Here is an 18949-nt window from a genome sequence, read left to right on the forward strand (position 1 = left end):
GCGAACCATTAATACATTCAAGTGCTTCACACCTACTAGAAAGACACTACCGAGGAATCTTCTGATGTACGGTATCTTTGCTGCTAACGATCGCGTTGCCTCCATTAACGAAGCTCTCTACCAATTGCTCAAACGCTTCGACTGCATCGACTCGTCTAACCAGGTCAAAATTTCTAGTATCAACAGCCTTTACTACGAATTCCAACTTCGCAAACAACTGTTCTCAACCAATACCAGTTGGATTATTGGCGACTACTACTACCCCTGGCGGGAGACTATCAAAGCGATCGACGACATCGCCGCCCTCTACTACACTCACAAATTACTAACAATTCAAGCTTGCTAACCATTTAATCCTTCTCACCTTCCATCACTAGCAGCTACTGTAGAGCTGCTAATTTTTTAACGATCGCAAAACCTCTCATAACTGATGAATTGCAACTCAACTGGGCATCAATTTGTTAGCGTGCTAACTATCGATCGCACAACAGCTTTGAGTTCAGAATTGCGTTGAAACAATTGCCGTCCATCAGATACCTTACATCACTCTAAACAAGCAATGGCGAATCGTCCTCCGTAATTCCCCTGCTATTCCCCTGCTATTCCTGGAATATTCCCCTAGTATTCCCTACACTACCCTATCCCTAACCCTTCTACTATTCCCCTGCTATTCCTGGAATATCCAGGGAATGTTCCAGGAACATTCCCCAATCTCGATTTTATTCATTCTAAGGCGGGTAAAACGGATAAACCCCTTTCCTCATCAGCTTTTGAAGCCTCGCTTGACCACCCACAGTACGGCGCTCTCGGCAATAGCCCTACACGCTTGCGCCAGCTATGTTTAGAGCATCTCACATATCCTCAGCTATTCTCAATAATCTCTATTGTTGACAATAACGAGGGCAATTTTTGTATTATTTTTGTACTACATCGCATTACAAAAACGATCGCATCTCAACTATTCTTAAGCATCGTACTATGTCACTTTCCCGCCGTTGATACACACTTCATCAAGTAATTGGGGTGCGAGTATCATCGGAACAAAAAACTTGGTTAAGGATTTTATTTCTGTGATAACGATAAAAAAGCAGGTTTATAGAGCTTTTTTGTATCCCTTGTTCCAGCTGGGTTTCGGCGTTTTATGACTGTGATAAAAGTTCTTATCACAGGAATCTTGAGTGAATGAAGCTACTGTTTTAGTAGTCGCTAAAAAGTCCAATTAGCAAGGGTTTTGAGCTTAACCTAGTTTTCTGTTCCATTGCTACTCGCACGCCGTAATTACACAGGCAACAAGACTACGATCGCGTGCTAATATTTTCGATTGCATCGCATTCATCAAAACTCCGAGCTTTGTAGCAGCAGATGTCTAGCAACAGTATGAATAGTGTATGCACTAAAATTCCAGTATACAAATTACGCTCCTCAGTATATTTTTGTAGCTTTTGTAATCAGTGTTTTCGAGAGCGATCGCCGTTAAACGACACTTGCTACAGCCACGGTATCAATCTCAGATTCAAGTCCATCCAGTATTCTTATACTGCTGCCTTTGCGCCACCTATGTTTGAAGATGCTATAACTAAAATAATCACGTATAAAAAACAACTCTTAAGATGAAGATAGAAAAGCAGAAAAAAAACAATCGAGTGACAGTAAGGTTCAACGATCGTGACTACACCGAGGTAAAAAAGAAAGCAAAGAAGTCTAATACTACCGTTGCCGAATATATAGAGAGATCTGCCTTACGTAGGGAACTCCCTACTCCCCCCACCATCAACCAAGTCCTTGTCTACCAAAATTTGGGCAAAGCTAGGGAACTCACATTTACCATTCGCAATACATGCAAGCTGTATGGCGATCGCACGGTGCCAACAACAGAAATTATGTCCTTGCTAGAAGCTATGGAAAACCACATTCAAGCAGCTGGAATGGAAGCTTATGGGTTAGGGAAGATACGGACTAATATAGAAACTGCTACTAAGAACAAAGAAGAGGTAGCATAACAAATCTCAAGGAAATTTTCCCGATTCAATAAACTTCAAAATCTCCCTCGCCAACAGCCATATAAGTAGATATACTTGCAGTGTACTAGCTAACAGCTTTCTCTAAAAAAGTGTAGTAACGTTTCTGACTCAGAATTTTAACAATGCTTGAAAGCTTTACAACACGCTTCCTAGTTCGGTTCTAATTTGTCAAAATAGAACAACTAACGAATAAAGCTCTGCTTGCAGCACAAAAAATTTCTGCTTCTCAAATAGAAAAATAGATAAAACTATGAACAATAGCGAATTTTCTGAATGGGGTAAAAAACTAGAACGCTTAGCACAAGCAGGCGTACAAAAGGAAATTGCCGAACACAAGGCTAGCAATCGCTCAGTATTTTATGAAAGAAATGGTACGACTATTATGGAACTACCTGATGGACGCTGCTTTGAATATCGGCTGCAAGATGGAAAGATTCAAATTGTTAGCGAAGTAGAAAAAACAAACAGCACTCCGAAGCTCACCAATGCATAAAATAAAAAACGCTCGTTGCCTAGCTCCTCAATCTACACGTTAAATAATAGAGTAATGAGAGTAATGAAAGCTATTAATACTTTCGTTACTCTCATTTTTATCAAATTTACAAAATAAATTTTTATTAATTTTTATAATGATAACATTAAAACCAACATTAACTATAATAGCTGGACCCAATGGTTCAGGTAAAAGTACATTCACTCGCAATACTCAAGAGGCTTTAGGAGTTCCAGTCATCGATCCTGATTTGGAGGCAAGATTGTTGCGACCAGATGCTCCAGAAACAGTAGCGGTTGCTGCTGGTAAACAAGCTATAAGGCGCGCTCGCACTTACCTAGAAAATAATCAAAGCTTTGCAGTTGAAACAACACTGTCAGGTAATACTTATCTGAAAATGATGAGAGAAGCTAAGCAAAAAGGATGGCAAGTAAATCTTATCTATATCGGTCTCAATAAAGTAGAAACCAATATTCAGCGAGTAGCTCAAAGAGTGACAGTTGGTGGACATAACGTGCCAGAAAAGGATATTCGTCGTAGGTATGAGCGCAGCTTGGCTAATTTACCGCTAGCTTTGCAACAAGCCGATGATGCTTTAATCTTTGACAATTCAACAGTAGCAGGACATCAAAACGTACTAACCGTTGAAAACGGCAGGATAACTCAAATCGTACCTGAATTACCTGAATGGTTGAGAAAAGCGATATCTAAAGAACTCATCGAGTCATACCAAAGCCAATCTAACCAGCAAAACATACTATCTACCTCCATCGATCCCCAACAACAACAAATTGCTCAAGAGATTTACCCAACAGCTCTTGCTTTGCTTGCTACTAACAGAAACCAATCAAACGAACCTATCCGTGGTGTGGAAGAATTAGAAGGTAATAACTCTGACGGGGCGACATGAAGGCTAGGATGCATTTAGGATAAGCTCCATAGCTCTTATCCCTCGGAAATAATACTTGAGTTTGTTGCGATTGAGTCTCATTAACTTGCGAACTAATTCCCAACAATCATCGATAAAACCAATCCAAGTCTGACCATATAAACCAAGATAAAAGCTACTATGTCTTCTTTGGATGCGTCTTTTTTCTTTAACTCTACCAACATATTTTTGGACACCAAGTAGCTTAATTCTTTGTCCTTTAAATGTTGCCATACTATAGGCAAATGTAATAATTAATATCAAGGATATCAACCGTTCGCCGGAGGCATTGGTGGATTCTAAATTATAGCCACCGCTCTTAAAATCTCGAAACATTTCCTCAATATCAAAGCGTTTCTTATAAGCTTTGATAGCACTAGGAGTGTCAGGGAGAGTTGTTAAGATAAACCAACCTTCATTTGGGTTCCAACCAGACAGTTTTCGCTGCCATTTTCCAGCTAGGTTAAAACCCAAAGCTTTATGAGTTTTTGTCACTTTTATACCAGAGAGAAACAAAGAAAATCCTGGCTTCAATCCTAGCCGATCCAGCTCCAACCAAATTCCTTGTTCTACTTCAATGAGTTCATCTTTCTTCAATCTTAAACAAAACTGTACTTTCTGCTCCCTCAGCCAGTTAGCTAGTTTAATTGAACAAAACTCTCTGTCTCCTAAGACAATAGTTTGATATTTGCTAAACAAGGGTAACACTTGAGAAAACAACCTTTTTTGCTCCCTCTCATTACTGCTACCTATTTTAGGTAAAAGCTCAAAATATATCGGGATAGCTCTCTTATCATAAATCACACTAATCAGCATTAAATTTATTCGATTCCAACTCGTTCTATCGATAACTAAATAGAGATTTTGCTTCTCCGAAAAAGTTAAAGATAACCAAGTTTGAACGATGGGAAACCACAGAGTTTCAATCTTCAAGAAGGGAATTGATAAATATCTTTGTACTTGTTTCCGTCGACTTTCAAATAAGATTGGTAAAGGCAAAGCAGTAGCTATCTTTTCTATGCTAACTTCTTTCAAAGCTTGCACTACGTTAATTAAAAGATTGAACAACAACAACTGGGTAGGCTTCAGTTGCTTTTCTAGGTGTGTTTGGTACAATGAAGGTAACATTTTATCAAGAGATAGGTCTTGTTGAGAATAACTGACCTATCTTTTTTTATCATAATTTGGTCAAAACATTACGCTATCTTGGCTTCGGGGCGCGTGTCGCCCCATCAGGTAATAACTACAAGCTGGTATTAGATCGAAACAGACAGCAACTAACTATTTTTGATAAAGTTAATCGCGTGGAACTCGCTCGATTTGACACTGCTAACAACTCCGTACTATTCGCTAGTGGAATCACCGAAAGCGATCGCTTCAACTGGTCGCGCATCCAAGAAATTATTCATCAAACACAAACACAAAGAAATAGTACTCAAAGCCCAGATTTTGAGCTTTGAAACCATTCAGGAATTGTTTTTCAAATCTTCAAATCAGTCATTAAATGAGGTTGCCTATTGTTAAAAAATCATTTACGTTAAAATAGGAATGTTTTGTTAAATATTGCAAATCAAAAATAATGCTAGCAGATACACAATGGAATAAATTATTTTATTTGTTTAATTTTTACAAACAAATTTAGTGCAGAGATAATGAAAAAAATACCTTGCAAATGTTAAGTATTAGCCATTGAGAGGTTGCTCGTGCCAAAATACGTTTGTAGCTTAGATTCCAATAATGCTTGGCACTTACCCCCAGAAGAAGTTGTCCAGCAAACTTTCAGTACAGAAGAAGAAGCGAAACAGTGGTTTTACCAAAATTGTCCCAATCGCAATCTAGAATTCAGTGGATTCCACCTCACCATACATCTACCTACCAATTTTGTATCATGTAATGGTCACGGGATAGGACAAATAATTGAATACTCAAACAACCAGTAAAATAATGCTGAAACAACTTAATACTTAATATAGATAGACAAACTTCCGAAGAGAAGCGTTTCATCAAATCTTAAATAATTCACTTTTCCATAAGATATTTAATTAAATATTATCAACAAAATGTTTCAAATTGATAGATTAAAAATTAAAAGAAAATTAGTTGATTTTCAATTGCTGCTTGTTCACGTAAAGTAACAATGTACAAGCCTATGTTGCAGTTTTTTGATAACCTCTAATCAATCAATAATTATTGTTAAATTTGAATTTCCCAATTATGTAGACGGTGAACTACAAGTTAGATAATGAGGCAGCTGAAGGCATCATCGGCAGCTCTACCTACAAGCGGTGGACGCAAGAACTGGCAGCCATCGCTCACAGTTGCGATCGCAGAACTGGATAGCGATCGCAAGATATCGACTGCCTGCAACAGCTAGTCCATGTGTTCAAAACAAAGCATGTTTCCAACCACCTGCTTTTGTCTGAGTATCCAATGCTTTCTCATTATTAGCACTTATCCTCGAACCAGGAAAATTTTCCTGGTTTATTTTTCTCCACTCTGCTGGTAAAATAATCTTGTATAAAATATAACTTTATAGATTTAATTCATAAGTGATAGGTAAGAACTACAAGCACGCTGGTTTCTTGGGAACGTTGGCATACGTTCTTAATGAAAAAAAAATCCTGTCACTATTGCTACCAATATGATGGGGACAACACCAGCACAACTAGCAGCCCAATTGAGAGTCACTTGCGACCTCAACCCAAACGTACAGCGCACCTGTTGTCACATCATTCTCTCGCTTCTAGATAGAGATGGATACCGCGAATGCTTAGAAGACAAGCAATATGCAGAAATTAGCAAGCGTTACCTACAGGCAATGGGGTTTGTGGGAGAAGGAACTCATGAGTGTCAGTGGCTTGTTGTTCGCCACGACGACGCAAACAACGCCCATATTCATATAGTTGCCAGCAGGGTGAGGATGGATGGTACAGCAGTCAACGATTCTTGGGACTGGTGGAAATCTCAAGTTACCATCCGCAAGCTGGAGCAAGAGTATGGGTTAGAAATCCTCTCATGTAGCAACTCTCAAGTAGCAGCAGCTGTGAAAAAGCAGCATGGCATAGAAACTGGTTATACTACCCGCCGCGCTCCTAGCATCAGACAGAAGCACCACACTTCAAATCAGAAGCCACTAACGCAACAGTTTGCCCAGATCATCGACGATGTGGTTGCAACTTCCCCTACTGTCAGTCAATTTATTCAACGCCTAGAACGGGAACACGGTATTACAGTGTTACCTAAGTTTTCTGGCGACAGATTTATGAGTGGATTTAGCTACTCCAAAGATGGTTGGCAGATTGCTGGGTATTCTATTGGCAGCAATTACACCTTTCCCAAATTAATCCAACGCGGCTTATCCTTCGAGCCAATCAGAGATATGCCAACTATTGTTACAGCTCGGCATCCCCAATTAACAGCCACTAAGGGCAAGAAGAGGAAAAGAAGCCATGTTAAAAAGCAAAATGTCGAAGCAGGGGGAGCGACAATATCCCTCAACTCGATTGAGATTGCTAGTGGCAATGGTGGTAAAGGCGATCGTTATGAAACTGTTGAAGATAGCCCCAGTCTAGTCACAGTACCTATCGTCTCAGCACAAATAACAGAAATAGGCTTAGCAGAAATTCCCAATCAGATGCACGAAACTCAGTTTAATGGCAAAGAGGGACAACAAACAACAAAAACCAAGAAGGAGACAGAAACTCCTATATCCCGTCTAGATGCGATCGCTCAATCCGATAAAGGTAGTAGCTCCAGCGATACCTACCACCCCACGCCTTTTATCACTCCTATACCGTCATACTCCCATTACTCTACTGTAGTGATAGCATACCTTCTAACACTTAACACGACTTTCTTCAGCGGTAACAGATATTCAGCCCAGCTCGATAATAATATACTTACTCTGACCCGCAACTCCAATGGAGAAAAACTTCTAAAAACTGCATACACCAATGGGCAATGGCAAGAAATAGAAGCGACGCGATTGACCCAGCAAGATGCAACAATACTAGATAAAATTGTTCCAGCAATTCAACAACTGCAACAACAACTGAAGTCAACTAAAAAAGGTATTGACTACAGTTGTTGAATTAAATCCTCTAGGAATTCTGTCAATAAATGTATTTGGGAGCCAAATACTATTTATTCTTAATATTTATTCAGCCATCTTTGGATTCAGATTTACGATCTTAGCGTTACATTATCTCATAAAAAATCAACATATATCTGAGATAAAATCAGAATTTTATTAGATCCAGTAGAGATAATAAATCCCTTAAGATCGCTTTGATCTCATTTAATCTGATTTAAAGCGATCGCTAAAGGAATGTTAAAACTGCTGCCATTGCTGTTGTTCGTAATCGTCGCTTTCCAAACCGATAGAAAGTTCGGATATCTTTTCGGCGTTACGAATGTCTTGTCGAAGTCTATACATTTGAGCTGGATTCTGAAGCCGAGCAAAATTACTAGCACGAGCGATCGCCTGTTGCTCTGGGTAATTAATTCCTACCTGGGCGTACTGCACCGACAATTGCTCGAAGTTATCGACTTCAATTTTTTTCAGGCGCTCTTTCTCTTCCAGCCAATCTTCACTGTAACCGCGCCGTCGCATATCCTGCTGGTACTCCTGGCGCAAAGAACCATCAGGGGTAAACTGCTGCTTCTCTTCTTCAGTAAAAATGACATCAAAGGCAGTGTAAACAACCCATTGTTCGGGGTCGGTTCCGTCAAGCTGCTTCAGTCTTTCATACTCAGCTTTCAATCTAGCATTCTTATCTGCAATAACTGCTTCTGACAGACCGCGAGAACGCATACCTTCAGCATATTCTGCTTCGAGATTACCTTCGCAGTCTACTTCCCTTTTATTTTGATTTAAAAAACGTTTTAAGCGTGAATACTGCATCATTATTATTACTCCTTGTTGAAATGTCCAACTATGACAATTACTACTAAGCATTTCAATACTAAGTTAAACCAATGGATTCATATCGACAACGATCTCAACAATACTGAATCTTTACTAAATGAAGAATTAAACAATACGTTACTAGAGTATTTCTTTCCCAATACTGAATTTTCGTTCGGTCACATGGACGAAACTTCAACAGCCACGGAACTCAAAAACCATCCAGACGGACACGTACTGCTCCTTTCGTCTAAGTCTAGATTACTCTACGGACCCAAAGAGTGTTTGGAAGTTATAGATCGACTATGCCCCGACCGCAAAGACAGAGGTGCTTACGGATCGATTTTCCTTGGCTCTTGCGAAAATGCGCTTGCTGAAGAACTAAGCATTTTAATTGTAGATGACACTACAGGTAGAAATGGCAGTATCATTGATGACGAACAAGCTTGTAGGCTCATAGGTGACTGCTACGGACAGATATCCACCGAGGTCTACAACCGCCTCACCGATAGAGAAATCGGCACGAAAGCACCTTATCGCGTCATCCAACACCGCTTTGGCTGGACATCTCAAGATGGCAATGACACCCAGTTTAGATTTGGCAAAGGCACTCTCAGACCAAATAATCTGGACAATTTAGATTTTCAAGACTTAAACAATAAGCAAAAAATCGATCTGATCTTACCTCTATCCTCCTTCAAGGGAACGGACAAGGACAGACCTGGCGCTCCCCTAAAACCACAAATAGAGCCTGGGTTGTATAAACAAAAGATTTGGCTGGGCGAAAAGTCACAATCCCAACGAGGGAAAACTGCAATTTCGCAGCTATTAGCCTCATTCCCTGTCGGGATCAAAGATTTTGCCGAAGAATTAGAAGCTCAAACCAAAAGATTCAAAGAAGCCCAAGACGATCCGCGAAAACTAGCAGCGTTATATTGCGAGAAATATGAAAAACGTAAGAACTTTAATGAAGAACAGAAATCTCAATTGGAGAAAGAGGTTAAACAAGCTATAAAATCAAATAAACTGCCAGAGTTTATAGAACAATACAGCCAACAATTAGAAAAATATGAAATAGACAATGAGGGAAATTTAGAAGAAACCGAACCCAGAGAAGATTTACTTATGTATAGCCTCATCAAAACCGATTTGATGAGTCATTGCCAGATTTTAGAAACAGAAAAAGTACAGCAAGATCTAGCTAGGTTCGTACAAAATGAATGGAAAGACATTGCCACTGGTAAGAGTTTACTCTTTGAACGAGCAATGGTAATTCCTTCTAAAGAGCTAAAGAACGGCGAAATATGCATACCTTGGTATAACCCAGAAGAAAAAGTTCTGAACTTTCGCTCGCCTTTTCTTAATTCAAATGGCTTGTGCGTCTCCACTAACAAAGTTGTAGAAGATATACTGGGACCGGATAGAAATCCTTTGGAGGGAGCGATCGCAGTTAGTGATGAAACATTCACTCAAATCTACAACCGCATTCTCGCGCAAGTTAAAGATGCAGTTACTCAGGTAAGAGAACGAGATGATACATTTAACAGCGATGAGATTCAAGCTTATCTAAATACCAATATTAATGCTTTAGATATTTCAGAGAAAATTAAGTTTGCGATTAATTTTAATAGGGAAATCGAGCGGTTGAATCAACTAGGTCTGAATATTGAATCGCTCGTTTTAGAATCAGAGCAAGAACGGCAAGGTCGCGACTACGATGGCGACTGCATCGGATTTACCTTAGCAAAATGCTATCCCTACCTTGCAGAAGAAGCAGAATATAGAAACCAGCTAGAAAATGCCTACGCTCCTACTTCTAAGCTGAAAAAACAATCTTTCTACGCGGCAGATGGAGCGCAGCCAGAATTTGAAGAAATTGCTATCCACATGAGCGATGGAATTAGCGTTGGTGCGATCAACAATCACCTCACTGCAATTGAAGCACTAGAGTCAGAAATTACTATCCTCAAAAATTACAGCACTGCTGAAGAAAAATCGGCATATCTCGACGCAGTTGCCAAGCACTATAAAAAAATTCTTCCTACTATTCTTCAAGAAGAACAAAAGCAGCGTGAAAGAAATCCTGACGAGCGAACGCGGCAAACTAAACAAGATTACATTCAATATATGCAAAAATTCGTAGAGCTTGCATCCGTTAGAGATAGGAGCGATGAAATTATCCAAAAGGCTTTTTCTATTAACAGCCAGATGTATCGGAAAATGATTCAATCAGCGGCATTCCAAAACCAAATTGCCGTTGACTTATTCAAAAGTGCCAAAAAACCAGATATGGAAGCGATCGCTGAAAATAGTCGCTATCTTTACAGAGAAGTGGATTACATCAGAGATAAGAAAAATAAAAACGTATACATAGATAGAGGAATTCAGGCTAATGGCTATTCCCCTGTAGAAATCATTATTAGTAAAACTAATGAATACTTTGAACAAGCGAAGCTTGAATCTCGCCCAACTTCTCAATTTAGTAAATTATTCGACTCGGTTGAATTTACTCATCAAGATAAGTTACAAGTTACTTTAGCTAAAAAAGAATTTGACGATCGATTCGGTAAAGCAACTCAAATCAAAAAACGCCGCGGAATTGAGCAGGGTCCATACCTCGTCATCAACGGTCAAAGTGGCAAACAAATTGAAGTTACCAATTTAATTAGGTATAACCATCCTGGTATATGGCAAGCCCAAGAAATCAAATTTAAAATTGAGGAAATTCCCAAACACAAGCGCAGTCCAGACAGACCGCATCAATTCATTGTCTTAGCTCAAATTAATGGAGAACTCAACGAAAACAGTCAACCCTATTTCCGCCGACTAGGAAATCTAAGTCAAGAAAGCGAAAACTTGAACCTAAAGACAGGCGTAGTCTTTACATCTATTGCTTTTGGTCTCAGACCAGAAATATCGGAAGGACAAGCTAAAATCTTATTTCAAAAAGCATCAGAAGTAGCTGAAAACTTTTACTTTGGAGTTCCAGAAGCAGAGCGAGTAACAATGGCTGCTGCTACCTGGGAAATATCGACCACTAAACAGCAAGGCGAGACAAGTACTAATAACAGCGAAGACAAAGCACAAAATAGTACTAATAAAGTCTCTAATTTTGTATTTACTGCTTTTAAGAACGAGTTAGTCGAAAGATTACAGGAATTACAGTTTAAAGATTTTACACTCGTTAGTTTAAAAGCAGAAAGCGAAGCTCTAAAGCCTGAGAATACTAGCAAAACTTATCAAGCAAAATTTGACCTAGAAAATGGCGAGAGAGTTGTAAAAGTTCAATACGAGAATGGTGAATATACCACTCTTGGCACACTGCAAGCTCAAACACCAAGGCTACCTCTAGGCACGACCGCTACTGTCAGCGTTGCCCTCGAAAAAGCTGCTACAGCAACAGCCACTATCCAAATTCCTGGCAAGCCGGAAATTAGTTTGAAAATTAATGAGATTAGAAAGTTTCAATATGCAGATACAAACTTTAATGGAGAAACGGTAAATCTCCAGATTGTCAGCGGTAAAGTACCGAAAAATAACGAGATAGATATCTATATTGACGGAAAAAGATTTGGCAGTATCGATGCAGAATCAACTCAAGAAGCTGAAGCGAAGGGATGGATTAAACTCGATAAAAATGGCAGTACCCAGTTAAAGCTCAAATTTAAATCTATAGCCACTGAGGGGGCGGGAGCTTACTTAATTGCTGAAACATCAACTGGGGATTTACTTAAAATTCACAAGATTAATGATGAATTTAAAGGAATTAAGTATGACGACCGAGAATTTAGAACGCTCTCTGCTTCTTCGAGAGGATACAAAGAAAAAGTTTTCTTTGCAATTGACAATAAAACAGTTGGTGTACTAAATAACACTAAAGAATCTATAGCTGCTCTCAATGCTCTAAAAACAGCAGGGCTATTTAATGGTAGCAGTAGTACGCTACCGTGTAAGATGCAAAGTAATTTTACTAGCTGTATCGTCACAGTAGACAGTAATACGGTTCAGTATCCAAAAACATGGGTAAAAGAAAGCTCATTAAATACCACAATCGATCTTCAGCAAAACTTCAGCCAAAAAAATCGACAGCAAATTCATAGCCAAATACACAATATTATTACAGAGCGCCCTACAATCCTCTTCCAAAGCCAAGAAGATAAAATGCTCGGTTTAGTAGGTTTAGCTATTGACAGTCGCAAAGTTGATACAGTTAGTAAGTGGCTGACTAAAGTAGGTATTGAATACTCTCAGATTTCGCCAGCAGAAGCTAAAAGAGAGAGTAAAAAAGGCTTGGCAGTATTCATGCTCTCTGGTAGCACTATCCGTCCAGAAATTCTTGAAAACCTTAATACTAAATTTGGCAAAGTAGCAGACGCAAGCTCGCCTATATCAGATATTCCTATTACAGAGCAATCTATCCTATTTTACAATCCCCATCAGAGTTACACAGATGGTAATACCAATACTACCATTCAAACAGAAGCTTATGGATTAGTCGTACCTGCTCAAGACAGTATTGTAGTTAGTAGTTGGTTATCTTCTCAAGGCATAAAAATTCAATCTTTTATTGAAAAAAACTGTATTGCGTTTGTTATAGAGCGAAAGCAATTTAATGATGAATTTATTCGACAAATTGTATCTGAATTGGGAGGAGCAATTGACGTTAGTACTGTAGAAGGCTACGAGCAGTACGAGCAAAAACTAAATCTATTGAACGAAAACCTTAATCAGTCTGGCACTTCGATCCTTCAAGCTAATATACTAGCTAAAAGCGAATACCAGCTATTTCTCGATCGCCTGCCTGCAAGACCTAAAGAATTGCTCGGACAACGGGAAAACGCCGTTGCAGTCATCACGCCAGCAGCACCTCAACAGCTTACTGGCACATTATCCGACAGTAACGATTGGGTTGCAACTCAAGTCACAGATGCTAGCCTTACTGATACACGGCGAGAGCGAATCGCTGCTTCTACAGGACAGCCGACAGCAAAACAGAATTCCCAGCTTAGCATTCGAGAGATTGTTGCCTATGGCAACCAAGTTACCGCCCGCGCTACCAGTCCCCAAATACCAGAAAATCCAATCGTCTCTGGAAAACCAGTACCGATGGTATACGATCTCCATACCTACGACGAACTCAAAACCTTACCCGTTAATACGACTATTGATGCCATGCGCGGATATGGCAGAGTGCATACCACTAGGGGTATTAACTATGAAAAAGCATACGGCATTAAAGAAGGTGATATTGCTATCGCTGTAGGTAAAGATGGACGGCAAGTTGCATTTCGCGTTGGCAAGCAGTACGAAATCTCAACCGAAGCGATCGCCGATCCAACCTACCAGCAAGCCTGGGCAGCCTGGGAAAAACATTCAGTCCAAGAACTCACCCAAACTCAAGCTAGTAAGGGGAAAATCTACGGTCTATTTATGGAACCGCTGGGCGATTACATTGACGGCAAAATCGTCCCGTTCCCAGCACTACAGCAAACGGAGCAACCAAATGCTCCACCAACACTGCGATCGCAAGTACATCCTGGCATCAATATTAGTTCTGGCAGCCAAGACCCTTTAGGTGCAGTTCTAACAAATCCTACAGTCAAATCGAAAGCCAAAGGACGCATTCAAGGTGACTACCCTGTTTCCTTCCGAGATAATCCAGAAGTGAAAGCTGGTACTTACGGACCTGAAACCTACACTCAAGACAAACCAGCTGGCGTTCCTTTTGCCTCTGCCGAACAAGCATACCAACACTATAAAACAGGACTACCACTGGGCGAAGAACGGATCGAACTGATAGCAGAAATTATTCAAGCCAAACTCGAACAACACCCTAAACTGCTGCAAGCGATCGCCTCACGCGGCGGAGTGCAGTGGTTGGAAAATTGCACCCATTACGTCACCGCCACCCAGGATAGCTATTGGGAAGGTCGAGGCGATCGATCTCCTTTTCTACGCGCACTGATGAGAGGATACACGCAAACCCGCGAAATTGTACTTTCCACGCTAGCTACCGCTGCTCCTGACTCCAACGCACTCCTAACTTCCGAACCGAGTGTAGCCCAAATGCAGAGCGCTTTAAGTTGGAACGGTTTTGGCAGCGAAAATCTTACCGTCACTACTGACAAAAGTATAGATAATTGGCTGAAGGCAGCCACAATTCTCGGCAAGCCGCCTGCATACATCCAACGCATTGAGGCAGTAAAAGCAGAATGGGAAGCGACTGGAAAGTTAAGCGACAAGGCTCGCTCGATAATGCAAGCTGACTTAGCAACGCTTTGTTCGGCGAGTGAATTAGCTTCCTACGCTAAAAGAATAGCAAAAATTCTCGGTACTAATCTGCCAAATAATTCTCTGCAAGCGATTGGCAAACACTATGACGTACTGCTTGACAGCCAAAAACAAACTTTGTCAATTTCAGATAAAAATGGTAATAAAATTTTCGATATTCAACAAGGTAAAATTCATCAACAGCAATTAACGCCAGAAGTTATAACTTATTTCAAAGTAGCAAACGTACAAATTGACTCCGCACTCAAACACGTTCAGAAAAATCTTTTAGAGCCATAAAAATACCATGAGCGAAACTACTCCAATTCTAAGTTCCGAGCTAGCTTTTACCACTCTCTGTTCTCGTCTAAATTTACCTAGCGAACAAGTAGCATTAATTATTTCTAAAATAGCATCAGATGTCCCGCCAATCTATGAAAGCGTTGAAAGTATCGATCGCCGCACTCAAGAAAATGCGATCGCAAACCTAGCGATCTATATCCAAAACATTAGTACCAAAGTAGAACTGCTGGAAATCAAGTTAGTAGAACCAGAGAGCCTGTTTGTCAAGGAACGGCTCAACGAACGGCTAGATAACCAAACGCCTGGAGTAGCAGTTGACGAAGACAAAACAGATACGAATGACAGCAGTAGCAATACTGCAACGGTGCTACAAGAGCGTTCGGCAAGCGATCGACCCACTAACACTACACTAGAACAACAAGAACCGTTTGCAGATTTTCTTCGTTTAGCCTTCCGTCGATTTGTCTCCAAAGATAAACAAAAACAAGTAGTAACACCCGACAACAGCCGATCGGCAGAAACGACCACTGATATTCCTGCTAGTAGCTCAGCAAACATTCAAACAGAAGAAGTAGAAAACTTTAGAGCTTTGACAATAGCTGAAGCACAAAAAAGAGCTTTAGAGTCAAAAAAATCGCAGTCAGAAATGGGAGATTGACGCTTTGAATTCCCGAATCAATAATAAATTTCTAAATAATGTTAATGCTATCGGTAATATTGTCAGATTAAGTCAAATTAATCTGAATGCTATACCAACGATAAAAGCTAAAACAACTGAAGCCACCCTCACGTTAGTTGATAAAGGAGTACGAGGACAAACCAGCATGGCAGTAGCAACGTAATAAAGTGTAGCAATCTGTAACAGCAAAAGCGCGTGTGCGGCAACAACTAGCAATACTCCAAACAGCAACCAACAGACAAAATTTTCTAACTTGGTTAAAAAAATATCGAGATAATTTGTAGAATCTTTCGCTGACATGGATTGCAAGGCTCAATTGAATTAATACTACATTACATCCAATTGAACTTGCAAAGGAATCTATCAGTAGGAATGCTCCTGCATCAAGTACTTTTCGATACCGTAGCTACAATCGGAGTTTTGCCTAAATGGGATGAAAAATATCGTACCTCCCTCCAAAGCACAAGCCACTTGTAAGCTAGCTTGATGCACTTGAGCGATCGAGTCGATCGCCCGCAATCCCATTCTCAAGCCTTGCCTGCCAATAGATACAACTGGTTCGATCAGAAACCGCAGCTGTTCTTCACCGATCCCTACACCTGTATCTTCTACGTGCAATACCAAATCTCGTTCTAAGTTGTAAAGCGATAGAAGAATGCAGCCTCTATTAGTATATTTAATTGCGTTATGTACGAGGTTAAAAGCCATGCGCCAAATCAAGGTTGGCTCTGCCCAAATGCTGGTGCCGCTAATAAACTCTGAGGCAAATTCTACTTTCAATTCTAAATCTTTTGTTTGTGCTAGCGGCTGCGTTTGCTTGGCAACCGCAGTCATAACTTCTTTTATATCAACTAATTCAACTTTTTGATAATCGCATTCTAATGCAGATAAGTATGCCTGTGAAGACAGAGAACTTACAAACTTTAACAATGCATTATTATTCTCAATTACACTCTCGACTACAGAAGAAATATCTGCCAACGAACAACCATATAAACCTTGATTCAAGTGTTTGAGGACTCGATTAACGGCTACTAAAGGATTAGACATATCGTGACCGATCCTACCAAAGAATTCATCACGGTGGCGAATGTCTTGCAGCTTATCTTGCACAAAATGATTGAATCGAAACAATAAATCAATTCTCGATCTTAGCTCGCCTCGATTCAGTGGATATAAAATAAAGCTATCGATATCGCTCTGGGTGGGATTGATAGCTTCTAAGTCTTGTGGATGACATACTAGTAAAATAGGTATACGTTCTGTAAATAGCTTTCTTACAGTATCGATTGCAAAACAAATATCTTCCTCAAAGCTAGAATCTATGACTAATAAACCAGTGAAGCTATGACGGCAAAGATATAAAAATTTGTATACAGTATTAAATTCTATAACGTTGCAATCTTTTGAGAGAATATCTGCCAACTCTTTGCTACTATCTTCACCCCTGAACAAAGCTATATTTTCCATACTTACTACTTTTTGAAATCGACGAGAAATGAATATAAAGGAAATATTGCCAATCGAGCTGCTCAGTTGCGCTAAGGGCAAGTAAACTCCCGATGCTCGCTCAGCCAACGCAGGTCGCTTTTAACTATCGAGATTTAGCTCGTCGGCTAGTCACAGTGCTTTGTACCTTGCACGTCTAATCCAGCTGTTACTCGCTCGATAAATTATTACCGCGATACCTACTTGCTTCGCTAACGTCCAACTGTTGCAGCACGGTAGCAACCTACTACATGACAAGCTGAGAAAAAAGTCGGGGATTGAAACTCCTCGATCGCGGATTTTCCGCCAAGCTCATTGATTTGGCTCTGGTTTGCAACTTCAGATATCAGGGATTTCAGGAGCTTTTTTGTCCCGCGCGACTCCTGGCTCTTGATTTTTTTCTCGATCGCACCTAGCGATCTGTCAAGAAAGAATTGATAGATGACTTAGGCGTGAAAAACATACCAAAAACTGCTTTTGGAAAATTTCTATTTATCAAATCGAAGTTGACGGACTACTATTAAGGGATGAGTTGTTCTTCTATCAACTCCTTCAACACCCACAGTTCGTATGCGAGTTTGTCAATCTGTAATTTCTTCAATCGATCTACTTTTAGCAATTTCATACCTGATACCCGACCTCACCCCTCCAAGTGCGCTACTTAATGCAATCAGCGCATCATTTATATCCATATAGATCGTATTTGCTCGCTCAGTAATATGTCAGCAGTGCGATCGCTGAGAAATCTAGCGGCGTTGAAGCTCGGTAATTTCTCCGATTGGTTGCCAGCATTCGCTAGCCATGAAAGAGATAGACAATCGCTCGATCTAGGATTTCAGGCGACCACTACAAAAATCTACATGAAGAAATGATTAGGACATCGGTAATTTTATTATAGCTAAGGTAAAAATTTATATCTTTAGATAGATGCTTGTTATAACTGTGTATGGTCACGGAGTGGTAAGTACGTATGACGAGCATAGCAACGCGAACAATAAAAATAGTGCTGGTAGAAGATCACAAGATTACGAGGTTTGGAATTAACACATTGCTATCTACCAAAGCTGACCTTCAGGTTTGTGGAGAGGCAGCAACGGCAGCCGAAGGACTAAATCTGGTTGACTTATACCAACCCGATATTGTCATTATCGACATTAATCTACCAGACAAGAATGGTTTAGAACTTACGGAAGAAATTAAGTATAAATACAGCAATATAAAAGTCATCGTTTTATCGGGCGAAACTCACAAAGAGATCGTCAAATCTGCTTTTGGTAATGGCGCTGACTCTTACTGTTCAAAACTAGCAGAAGATGAAAAGTTGTTGGAAGCAGTATATGCAACTTCCAGGGGAGAATCGTGGGTAGATTCTAAAATTAGCAAGCCAATAGTAGAAGAATTTAGAACGAATAGAAAAGAAGTCGTTCAATTTAGCGAACAAAATTTTTACCAATACATGCTACGTCCGGATCGACTGACAGCAAAAGAACTTGAAGTACTACAACTGATCTGCGCGGGTATGTCCAATGAAGAAATCGCGACTAATCTATGTATATCTCCTGGAACGGTACGCACTCACACGCACAAAATCTTTCAAAAACTCAATGTCAATAGTCGGACGCAAGCCATGCGCGTGGCGATAGAAAGGGGTTTGGTCGATACGGAAACCATAGCTAGAATTAGACGAAAATACAACAAAGAATAGCATAAAGTACCAAATTTAAGCTCTCGACAGTAATAACAAGCGATAAGAATTGGAGCAATAAGGTTTGAGAATAGCGTTTGCGCCTTTTTTATTTGTGGTGGAGTTACAAAACTCCAGTGGTTATGCTATATCCCACCATTGACCAATAGAATGCAT

15 protein-coding genes are annotated in these 18949 nt (G+C 40.0%); 11 read left to right on the forward strand and 4 right to left on the reverse strand.

Annotated elements, in window-relative coordinates:
- Nucleotides 1-64: 64 nt before the first annotated feature.
- From CHRO_RS28425 to CHRO_RS28440, 4 genes are all read left to right on the forward strand, one after another.
- Nucleotides 65-346, forward strand: coding sequence for a hypothetical protein (locus CHRO_RS28425; protein ID WP_015163074.1), 282 nt, complete (start codon nucleotides 65-67; stop codon nucleotides 344-346).
- 1264 nt (nucleotides 347-1610) lie between these two features.
- Nucleotides 1611-2000, forward strand: a complete 390-nt coding sequence (locus CHRO_RS28430; protein ID WP_015163075.1) for a plasmid mobilization protein — start codon at nucleotides 1611-1613, stop codon at nucleotides 1998-2000.
- 271 nt (nucleotides 2001-2271) lie between these two features.
- Nucleotides 2272-2514: a hypothetical protein gene (locus tag CHRO_RS28435; protein ID WP_015163076.1), complete on the forward strand. Its 243-nt coding sequence runs from the start codon at nucleotides 2272-2274 to the stop codon at nucleotides 2512-2514.
- Nucleotides 2515-2650: 136 nt separating this feature from the next.
- Entirely contained in the window at nucleotides 2651-3424 is a 774-nt protein-coding gene (locus tag CHRO_RS28440) for an ATPase (RefSeq protein WP_015163077.1), read from the forward strand.
- A gap of 3 nt (nucleotides 3425-3427) precedes the next feature.
- On the opposite strand, the gene CHRO_RS28445 is transcribed toward CHRO_RS28440, so the two are convergent.
- Nucleotides 3428-4570 (reverse strand): IS4 family transposase, encoded by a 1143-nt coding sequence (locus tag CHRO_RS28445; protein WP_015163078.1) that lies wholly within the window; start codon nucleotides 4568-4570, stop codon nucleotides 3428-3430.
- A 56-nt stretch (nucleotides 4571-4626) separates the two neighbouring features.
- On the opposite strand from CHRO_RS28445, the gene CHRO_RS28450 reads away from it, so the two are divergent.
- From CHRO_RS28450 to CHRO_RS28460, 4 genes are all read left to right on the forward strand, one after another.
- Nucleotides 4627-4902, forward strand: coding sequence for a hypothetical protein (locus CHRO_RS28450; RefSeq protein ID WP_041463612.1), 276 nt, complete (start codon nucleotides 4627-4629; stop codon nucleotides 4900-4902).
- Between the two features lie 243 nt (nucleotides 4903-5145).
- On the forward strand, nucleotides 5146-5382 hold the full coding sequence (locus CHRO_RS28455; protein WP_015163079.1) for a hypothetical protein: 237 nt from the start codon (nucleotides 5146-5148) through the stop codon (nucleotides 5380-5382).
- Nucleotides 5383-5684: 302 nt separating this feature from the next.
- Complete coding sequence (locus tag CHRO_RS34665) at nucleotides 5685-5816, forward strand: hypothetical protein (protein WP_281168665.1); 132 nt, start codon at nucleotides 5685-5687, stop codon at nucleotides 5814-5816.
- A 255-nt stretch (nucleotides 5817-6071) separates the two neighbouring features.
- Nucleotides 6072-7532, forward strand: a complete 1461-nt coding sequence (locus CHRO_RS28460; RefSeq protein WP_425394290.1) for a relaxase/mobilization nuclease domain-containing protein — start codon at nucleotides 6072-6074, stop codon at nucleotides 7530-7532.
- 240 nt (nucleotides 7533-7772) lie between these two features.
- Here CHRO_RS28460 and CHRO_RS28465 read toward each other — a convergent pair whose 3' ends face one another.
- Complete coding sequence (locus tag CHRO_RS28465) at nucleotides 7773-8348, reverse strand: hypothetical protein (protein ID WP_015163081.1); 576 nt, start codon at nucleotides 8346-8348, stop codon at nucleotides 7773-7775.
- Between the two features lie 30 nt (nucleotides 8349-8378).
- On the opposite strand from CHRO_RS28465, the gene CHRO_RS28470 reads away from it, so the two are divergent.
- Both CHRO_RS28470 and CHRO_RS28475 read left to right on the forward strand, forming a co-directional pair.
- Nucleotides 8379-14918 carry a hypothetical protein gene (locus CHRO_RS28470; protein WP_015163082.1) on the forward strand — a complete coding sequence of 2180 codons (6540 nt, stop codon included), beginning with the start codon at nucleotides 8379-8381 and terminating at the stop codon, nucleotides 14916-14918.
- Nucleotides 14919-14925: 7 nt separating this feature from the next.
- Nucleotides 14926-15579 (forward strand): hypothetical protein, encoded by a 654-nt coding sequence (locus CHRO_RS28475; RefSeq protein WP_015163083.1) that lies wholly within the window; start codon nucleotides 14926-14928, stop codon nucleotides 15577-15579.
- 72 nt (nucleotides 15580-15651) lie between these two features.
- On the opposite strand, the gene CHRO_RS28480 is transcribed toward CHRO_RS28475, so the two are convergent.
- Both CHRO_RS28480 and CHRO_RS28485 read right to left on the reverse strand, forming a co-directional pair.
- A complete protein-coding gene (locus CHRO_RS28480) occupies nucleotides 15652-15900 on the reverse strand; it encodes a hypothetical protein (RefSeq protein ID WP_015163084.1) in 249 nt (82 codons plus the stop codon).
- 63 nt (nucleotides 15901-15963) lie between these two features.
- Nucleotides 15964-17070, reverse strand: coding sequence for a sensor histidine kinase (locus CHRO_RS28485; protein WP_015163085.1), 1107 nt, complete (start codon nucleotides 17068-17070; stop codon nucleotides 15964-15966).
- Nucleotides 17071-18058: 988 nt separating this feature from the next.
- Between CHRO_RS28485 and CHRO_RS28490 the strand changes: the two genes are divergently transcribed.
- Entirely contained in the window at nucleotides 18059-18793 is a 735-nt protein-coding gene (locus tag CHRO_RS28490) for a response regulator (protein WP_015163086.1), read from the forward strand.
- Nucleotides 18794-18949: the final 156 nt, after the last annotated feature.

This window comes from Chroococcidiopsis thermalis PCC 7203 (assembly GCF_000317125.1).
GTDB classification, from domain to species: domain Bacteria; phylum Cyanobacteriota; class Cyanobacteriia; order Cyanobacteriales; family Chroococcidiopsidaceae; genus Chroococcidiopsis; species Chroococcidiopsis thermalis.

Bases quoted from the DNA above. Each gene is read 5' to 3' on its own strand.
- CHRO_RS28425 (WP_015163074.1), top strand. From the start codon at position 65: ATGTACGGTATCTTTGCTGCTAACGATCGCGTTGCCTCCATTAACGAA.
- CHRO_RS28430 (WP_015163075.1), top strand. From the start codon at position 1,611: ATGAAGATAGAAAAGCAGAAAAAAAACAATCGAGTGACAGTAAGGTTC.
- CHRO_RS28435 (WP_015163076.1), top strand. From the start codon at position 2,272: ATGAACAATAGCGAATTTTCTGAATGGGGTAAAAAACTAGAACGCTTA.
- CHRO_RS28440 (WP_015163077.1), top strand. From the start codon at position 2,651: ATGATAACATTAAAACCAACATTAACTATAATAGCTGGACCCAATGGT.
- CHRO_RS28445 (WP_015163078.1), bottom strand. From the start codon at position 4,570: ATGTTACCTTCATTGTACCAAACACACCTAGAAAAGCAACTGAAGCCT.
- CHRO_RS34665 (WP_281168665.1), top strand. From the start codon at position 5,685: ATGAGGCAGCTGAAGGCATCATCGGCAGCTCTACCTACAAGCGGTGGA.
- CHRO_RS28465 (WP_015163081.1), bottom strand. From the start codon at position 8,348: ATGATGCAGTATTCACGCTTAAAACGTTTTTTAAATCAAAATAAAAGG.
- CHRO_RS28470 (WP_015163082.1), top strand. From the start codon at position 8,379: ATGACAATTACTACTAAGCATTTCAATACTAAGTTAAACCAATGGATT.
- CHRO_RS28475 (WP_015163083.1), top strand. From the start codon at position 14,926: ATGAGCGAAACTACTCCAATTCTAAGTTCCGAGCTAGCTTTTACCACT.
- CHRO_RS28480 (WP_015163084.1), bottom strand. From the start codon at position 15,900: ATGTCAGCGAAAGATTCTACAAATTATCTCGATATTTTTTTAACCAAG.
- CHRO_RS28485 (WP_015163085.1), bottom strand. From the start codon at position 17,070: ATGGAAAATATAGCTTTGTTCAGGGGTGAAGATAGTAGCAAAGAGTTG.
- CHRO_RS28490 (WP_015163086.1), top strand. From the start codon at position 18,059: ATGACGAGCATAGCAACGCGAACAATAAAAATAGTGCTGGTAGAAGAT.